This is a genomic window from Patulibacter sp. NPDC049589 (assembly GCF_040675535.1).
In the GTDB taxonomy this organism is placed as follows: domain Bacteria; phylum Actinomycetota; class Thermoleophilia; order Solirubrobacterales; family Solirubrobacteraceae; genus Patulibacter.
On the sequence record NZ_JBFAPC010000072.1, the window covers coordinates 20,831 to 27,827 of the forward strand.

Annotated in this window: 5 protein-coding genes; all 5 read right to left on the reverse strand. The window is 76.3% G+C overall.

Annotated features, from left to right (window positions below; all coding sequences use genetic code 11):
* Window positions 1–90: 90 nt before the first annotated feature.
* Complete coding sequence (locus AB0L40_RS14740) at window positions 91–2,640, reverse strand: FtsX-like permease family protein (protein ID WP_364355651.1); 2,550 nt, start codon at window positions 2,638–2,640, stop codon at window positions 91–93.
* Window positions 2,640–3,437, reverse strand: coding sequence for an ABC transporter ATP-binding protein (locus tag AB0L40_RS14745; protein WP_364355654.1), 798 nt, complete (start codon window positions 3,435–3,437; stop codon window positions 2,640–2,642). Before AB0L40_RS14745 ends, AB0L40_RS14740 begins: the two co-directional genes overlap by 1 nt.
* A gap of 343 nt (window positions 3,438–3,780) precedes the next feature.
* Window positions 3,781–4,470, reverse strand: a complete 690-nt coding sequence (gene rpe, locus AB0L40_RS14750; RefSeq protein ID WP_364355657.1) for a ribulose-phosphate 3-epimerase — start codon at window positions 4,468–4,470, stop codon at window positions 3,781–3,783.
* A 552-nt stretch (window positions 4,471–5,022) separates the two neighbouring features.
* Window positions 5,023–5,241: a zinc-ribbon domain-containing protein gene (locus AB0L40_RS14755; RefSeq protein WP_084270413.1), complete on the reverse strand. Its 219-nt coding sequence runs from the start codon at window positions 5,239–5,241 to the stop codon at window positions 5,023–5,025.
* A gap of 401 nt (window positions 5,242–5,642) precedes the next feature.
* On the reverse strand, window positions 5,643–6,997 hold a 1,355-nt coding region (locus AB0L40_RS14760; RefSeq protein WP_364355661.1), incomplete at its 5' end, for a transcription antitermination factor NusB.

Consider the following 6,997-nt stretch of genomic DNA (forward strand, 5'->3'; position numbering starts at 1 on the left):
ATGGACCTAACGGTATCCCGCGTGTGGCGGCCCCCGATCGGCCCGATGGACAAAGGCCCCCGGCGGTGCGCGCCCGCGCGGAGCGGCCCCCTACTCCCCCGCGATCGCGTCCAGGACCTCGACCCGGGCTGCCCGCCGCGCCGGGCGGATCGCCGCCACGACGCCCAGGATCCCGGTCAGCACGACCAGCAGGACGATCTGGCCGACCGGGATCGAGAGCGCGAAGCCGTCGAGGGTCGCGCCGACCGCGGCGGCGAGCACGAAGCCGAGCGCCGCGCCCAGCAGCGCGCCGAGCAGCGCGGTGATCGCCGCCTCCAGGAGCACCATCCGGCGGACCTGGGCCCGGGTCGCCCCGACCGCGCGCAGCAGCCCGAGCTCGCGGATCCGCTCCTGGATCGAGAGCGTCAGCGTGTTGACGATGCCGAACAGCGCGACGAGGACCGACAGGCCCAGCAGGGCGTAGACGAGCCCGAGCAGCTGGTTGACCTGGCCGGTCTGGTCGGTGATCCAGGCCGACCGGGTCAGCGTCTCCGTCGCCGGGTAGTCCCGCCGGAGCGCCCGCTGGATCGCGGCGCGGTCGCCGCGGGCGACGGCGAAGAACGGCTCGCTCGTGCCGAGCCGGCGCGCGGTCCCGGTGTCGACGACGACGCCGCTGACGGCCGAGGCGCTGCCCTGGACGATGCCGACGACGCGCAGCGTCCGGTCGAGCCCGTTCGTGCCGCGCGCCAGGATCGTGCCGCCCGTGCGGGCGCCAAGGTCGCCCGCGACGGTGTCGGTGACGTAGGCGCGGTCGAGCCCCGGGTCGCCGACGCGCCCCGAGCCGCCGCCGTCGGTCCGCTTCAGGCGCACCAGCCCCGACTCCAGGGCCTCGGCGTCGAAGACCGTGAGGCTCGCGTTGCGCCCGGCGACCCGCACCCGCCCGAAGCCGACGCCTCCGGCCGCCTCGACCCCCGGGGCGCGCCGGATCGCCCCGACCACGGACGACGGCAGGCCGCTGAAGGAGCCGTCCGACGCCTGGACCACGACCGGCGCGGCGACGACCCGCTCGATGTCGCCGCGCAGCGTCTCGCGCAGGCCGGCCGCGAAGACGGTCGCGAAGACCACGAGCGCCAGGCCGATCATCAGCGCGCTGGAGGTGATCGCGGTCCGCCCGGGCTGGCGGGCCGCGTTGTCCTGGGCCAGCCGGCCCGGCAGCCCGAAGATCCGCTGCAGCGGGCGGCCGAGGAGGCGCGCGAGCGGGCCGACGAGCACCGGCGAGATCAGCGTCGCGGCGAGGAACAGGAGGCCCGCGCCACCGCCGGCGAAGGCCGTCCCGGTGTCGTCGGTGACGGCGCCGAGCAGCGACAGCACCAGCAGCGCGGCGCCCACGACGCCGATCCCCACGCCCGCCAGGACGGGGCCGCGGGGCACCTTCCCCCGCCCCGGGGGCGCGGCGGCCTCGCGGAGGGCCTCCACGGGCGCCACGCGGGTCGCGCGCCGCGCGGGCAGGATGCTCGCCGCCGCGGTCACGGCGATGCCGACGACGAAGCCGACGACGATCGTGCGCCCGGAGAAGACCGTGGCCGTCGTCGGGAGGTCCGCGCCGAACGCCTTGATCAGCGCGCGCAGCGCCGGCGCCACCACGAAGCCCGCGGCCAGGCCGAGGGTCGCGCCCAGCAGGCCGACGGTCAGGGCCTCCGCGGCGACCATCGCGCGGACCTGCCCGCGGGCCGCTCCCAGGGCGCGGAGGAGCGCGAACTCGCGCTGGCGCTGGGCCATCGTGATCGTGAAGGTGTTGAAGATCAGGAACGCGCCGACGAACGTCGCGATGCCCGCGAAGACCAGGAGGATCGTCGGCAGGAAGGAGATCCGGTCCTTGATCTCCTGGGACTGGCGGGCGCCCTGGTCCTGCCCGGTGCGGACCGTCGCGTCGGCGCCGACGGCGCGCTGGACGGACGCCGCGACCTGCTCGTCGCGGGTGCCGGAGGCGCTGATCGCGAGGACCTGCGCGTAGTAGGCGCGGTCGGTGCGGCCGAGCAGCGCCGCTGCGGTCGCCTCCGAGGTCAGCGCGATCGTCGCGCCGCCGAACGACGTGCCCTCGCCCAGCCGCGCGAGGCCGACGAGCCGCAGGGCGCGGCGGGGCCCCTCACCCTGGACGAACACGCGGTCGCCGACCCGGACGCCGGCCCGCTTCGCGGTGTTCTCGTCGAACGCCACCTCTCCGGGCCCCGTCGGCGCCCGGCCCGTGCGGTAGGAGACACCGCCGACGCCCGGCGGCAGGGCGGAGAGCAGCAGGGTGGGCGGGCCCGCGCTCCCGACGCGCGTGCGGCCGTCCTGCTCGAAGACGATCGCCCGGCCGCGGATCTGGCCGACGGCGGTGTGGACCCCGTCGGCGGCCGCGACCCGGCCCACGACGTCCCGGGGCAGCGTCCGGTCGTCGTCGCCGACCTCGGTGCTGGGCGTGCCGGGCGGCACCGCCGGGGTGACCGCGACGGCGACGCCGCGGTAGCTGACCTTCCCGATCTCGTCGAACGAACGCGAGATCGTGTCCGTGAAGATCAGCGTCCCCGAGATCAGGGCGACGCCGATCACGACGGCCAGCGACGTCAGCACCGTCCGGCGGAACCGCTCGCGCAGCGAGCGGAGCAGCAGCAGGCGCATCAGGATCCCGGGGCGTCTGCGGGGGCGCCGGGAGCCGCGCGTCGGTCGGTGCCGGCCGCGTCCGCGTCCGGGTCCGTGACCTGGCGCAGGCGGTCGTGGACCTCCTGCGAGCCGCCGGCGGGGCCGTCGTGCACGATCGCGCCGTCCTTCAGCAGGACGAGCCGGTCGGCGTAGGACGCGGAGTGCGCGTCGTGGGTGACCATCACGACGGTCTGGCCGAACTCGTCGACGGAGCGGCGCAGGAGCTCGAGGACCTCCTCGGACGAGCGCGAGTCGAGGTTGCCCGTCGGCTCGTCGGCGAAGATCACGGCCGGCCGGCTGGCGAGCGCGCGGGCGACCGCGACGCGCTGCTGCTGGCCGCCGGAGAGCTCGCTCGGGCGGTGGTCGCGGCGGTCGCCCAGCCCGACGGTGGCGATCAGGCTCTCGAGCCACTCCGGGTCCGCCTTGCGGCCCGCGATCGTCAGCGGCAGGACGATGTTCTCCTCCGCCGTCAGAACCGGCAGCAGGTTGAAGGCCTGGAAGACGAAGCCGATCCGGTCGCGGCGCAGCTCGGTCAGCCGCTTGTCGTCCAGCGACGCGGTCTCCACGCCGTCGATCGTGACCGTGCCGTGGTCCGGGCGGTCGAGCCCCGCCACGCAGTGCATCAGCGTCGACTTGCCGGAGCCCGACGGCCCCATGATCGCCGTCAGCTCGCCCGCGGCGAAGCCGACGGACACGCCGTCGAGCGCGGTGACGACGGTCTCGCCGCGGCCGTAGGTCTTCCGCAGGTCGACGGCCTGCACGATCGGAGTGCTCACGACGACCATCGAAGCAGAAGCGGCGACCTCGAAACGGCGCGTCCGAGGGAGATCCCCGGCCGCCCGGGGACATCCCCCAGGTCGGGGCAGTCCTCGGCGCGGAGACATCTCCCGCTCGGGGCGCCCGGGCGATGCCGAGGGCGCACCGTCGGCGTCGAGCGTGCGCTCCTCCTCGTCTGTGCGGGACGAACGCACTCTCGACGGCCCTGCTGCCGCGCCCCTCCGCGGACGGGAGGGGACCGCAGACCCCGGGACGCGGCCGTCGCGACCACCAGGGGTGCGGCGGATGCCGCCGCGGGGACGACCCGCCGGCCGGGGTCGTCCCCCGGGGCGCGGAGCCGGGTCAGGCCGCGGCGAGCGCCTCGTCCGCGGCGGCCTGCAGGGCGCGGACGGCCTCGCCCGGGTCCGGCTTGCCGAAGACGGCGGAGCCCGCGACGAAGCTCGTGGCGCCCGCGGCGGCGCAGCGGCCGATCGTCGCCAGGTCGACGCCGCCGTCGACCTGCAGGACGGCGTCCGGGCCCAGGAGCCCGGCCATGCGCTCGATCTTCCCGAACGACGTCGGGATGAACTTCTGCCCGCCCCAGCCGGGGTTGACGGTCATGCAGAGCCCGAGGTCGACGAGCGACGCGGACTCCTCCAGCGGCGAGAGGCCGGTGCCGGGACAGACGGCGAGGCCGGCCAGGGAGCCGAGCTCGCGGGCCTGCTGGAGCGCGAAGTGCAGCTGCGGCGTGGCCTCGGCGTGGACGGTGAGGCAGTCGGCGCCGGCCTTGGCGAAGTCGGCGAGCTGGCGCTCGGGGCGCTCGATCATCAGGTGCACGTCGAGCACGGCGTCGACGCCCTTCAGCGCGTCGACGACGATCGGACCCATCGTGATCGGCGGGACGAAGTGCCCGTCCATCACGTCGATGTGGATGACCGTGACGCCGGCGTCGATGCACTCCTGCACCTGGCTGCGCAGGCGGCCGAAGTCGCTGGCGAGGATCGACGGGGCGATGCCCTTCAGGCGGGCGAGACGGGGGTCCGGGGCGGTCACCCGGCCAGGGTATCGGGGGTCGGCGGTCGGGCGGTGGTCGGCGGTCGAGCGGTGGTCGGCGGTCGAGCGGTGGTCGGCGGTCGGGCGGTCGGGCGGTGGTCGGCGGTCGGCGGCGGTCGGCGGTCGGCGGCGGTCGGCGGTCGGCGGCGGTCGGGCGGTCGGCGGCGGCGGTCGGGCGGTCGGTCGGCGGCGGTCGGCGGTCGGCGGCGGTCGGGCGCTCGTCGGCTTCGTCATGTGGACCGTCGGGTTCTGTACCGACGAGGTACCGAACTCGATGCCGCGGGTAGGTGGTCCCCTGAGGATCAGACTGCCTGTCGACGTTCGTACCCAGGAGGTACCGAACTCGATGGGATCCGCGCCCAGCCTCGACGGCCGGACCGCTCGTCGACTTCCGTACCTCCAAGGTCCCGAACCCGATGCCACCGGTGACCCGACCACGACGGCCGGACCGCTCGTCGACTTCCGTACCTCCAGGGTCCCGAACCCGATGCCGGCGCCGCCGGCCGCCTCGTCCCTCCGGCCCGGACGCCCCGCGCCGGCCCCGCCGTCTCGTCAGACCTGGACGAGCATCGACGAGCCGCAGTGGTTGCAGGCCAGCGTCGCGGTCTTCGACATGCGGACGATCGTCGAGTGCTCGCCGCAGTTGGGGCAAACGGATCGCAGCTCGTACCGCGACAGGCAGTTGACGCAGCGGTAGCGCCCCGGGAGGTTCGTGGGACGGAGCCAGGGCTCCTTGCATCCGGGACAGCTGAGCCCGAGGTCGACCTCCATGCCCGCCACTATTGCAGTCGCCGGACCGCGACCCCGCCACGGTCCGGTGAACGCCCCGGGGACTGGAGATCCGGCCGCCGGGCCGGCCCCCGCGTGGCGCGGAACCGCCCCGGGGGCGACGTCGCGAGGGTCGTGGCCCGCCCCGGCGGCGACGGCCGTCGCCCCCGATCGAACCGACCGGACATCCCGGTGCGCGGCAGGACGCCGCACACCCCGGACCGGGCGCCGCAGCGGCGACGCCCCCCGTCGTCGACCCGCACGCACCGTCGGCCCGCCCCGGCGGCGACGTTCGTCGCCGCCGGTCGCGCGCCGGCTCCGGCGAAGATGGCGTTCGTCGCCGCAGGTCGCGGCGCGCGCCCGGCAGACACGGCCGTCGCGGCCCGCCGCGATCCCCGCCGGCGTCAGCCGCCGACGGACGAGACGTAGAAGCCGTCGGTGTGGTCGCGGTGGGGGTACAGCCGGCGGACGGTGCCGGCGGGCAGGCGCTCCTCGCCGGGGTTCAGCGTGCAGACGCTGTAGACGACGCGGCCGCCGGGCTTGACGGCCCGCTCGGCGACGTCCAGCAGCCGCGTCTGCAGGCGCTCGAGCTCCCGCAGGTCGGCCTCCTGGACCCGCCAGCGCAGGTCCGGGTGCGACGCGAGCGTGCCGAGGCCGCTGCAGGGCGCGTCGAGCAGGACGCGGTCGAACGAGCCGGCCTCGAACCCGTGCTCCAGGGCGTCGGCGTGGACGACCTCGACGTTGTCGGCGCCGACCCGCTCGCAGGTGCGGCGCAGGGCGCGGGCGCGGCCGCCGTGCTTCTCGAGCGCGACGATCGTGCCCTCCCCCGCCATCAGGTCGGCGAGGTGGGTCGTCTTGCCGCCCGGGGCGGCGCAGAGGTCCAGGACGCGCTCGCCGGGCTGCGGCTCCACGGCGCGGGCCGCGACCTGCGAGCTGTAGGACATCGCGACGTAGACGCCCGCGTGCCAGGCCGGGTCCGCCAGGACGTCGAGCGGGCCGGTGACGCGGCGGGCCTCGGGGATCGCCTCGTCGAAGGCCTCGCCGGGGACGATCAGGCCCTCGGCCTCGGCCTTCGCGGCCCGCAGGCCGTTGGCGCGCAGGACGAGCTCGGTCGGCTGGTTTCCGGCGGCCAGGAGCGCGCGGGTGGCGTTCGGGCCGAGCCAGTCCCACCAGCGGCGGACGAGCCACAGCGGGTGGCTGTGGCGGATCGCGGCGCCCTCGGGGGTGTCGTCGGGCGGGATGAGGCCCTTGATGCGGCCGCCGGGGCCGTCCTCGGCGCCGCTCTGCTCGCTGACGCGGCGCAGGACGGCGTTGACGAGCTTGAAGCCGATGTTCGGCTTCGCCAGCTCGACGGCGGAGGCGACGGCGGCGCGGGCGGGCACGCCGTCGGAGAACAGCAGCTCGTAGAGGCCGACGTGCAGCGCGGCGCGGACGTCGACGTCGAGCTCACGGTCGACGTGCTGGGCGATCACGTGGTCGAGCGTCAGGCGGCGCTGGATCGCGCCGAACGCGAGGCGCTTGGCCTGGCCGCGCTCGCGCGGATCGAGGTCGCCCGCGACGCCGTGCAGCGCGCGGTCGGCGAACGCGCCGTCGCGCAGCGAGCGGACGACGACCTGGTGGGCGGCGCGGCGCGCGGCGCCCGCCTTGTCGACACCCGAGCGGCCCGGCCGCGGCGCACTGCCGGGGCCGTGGCCGCCGGCGCGCGGGCCGCGCGCGGCGCCGTCGCCCTTCGGCCGGGCGGGGCGGGCGTCGGCGACGC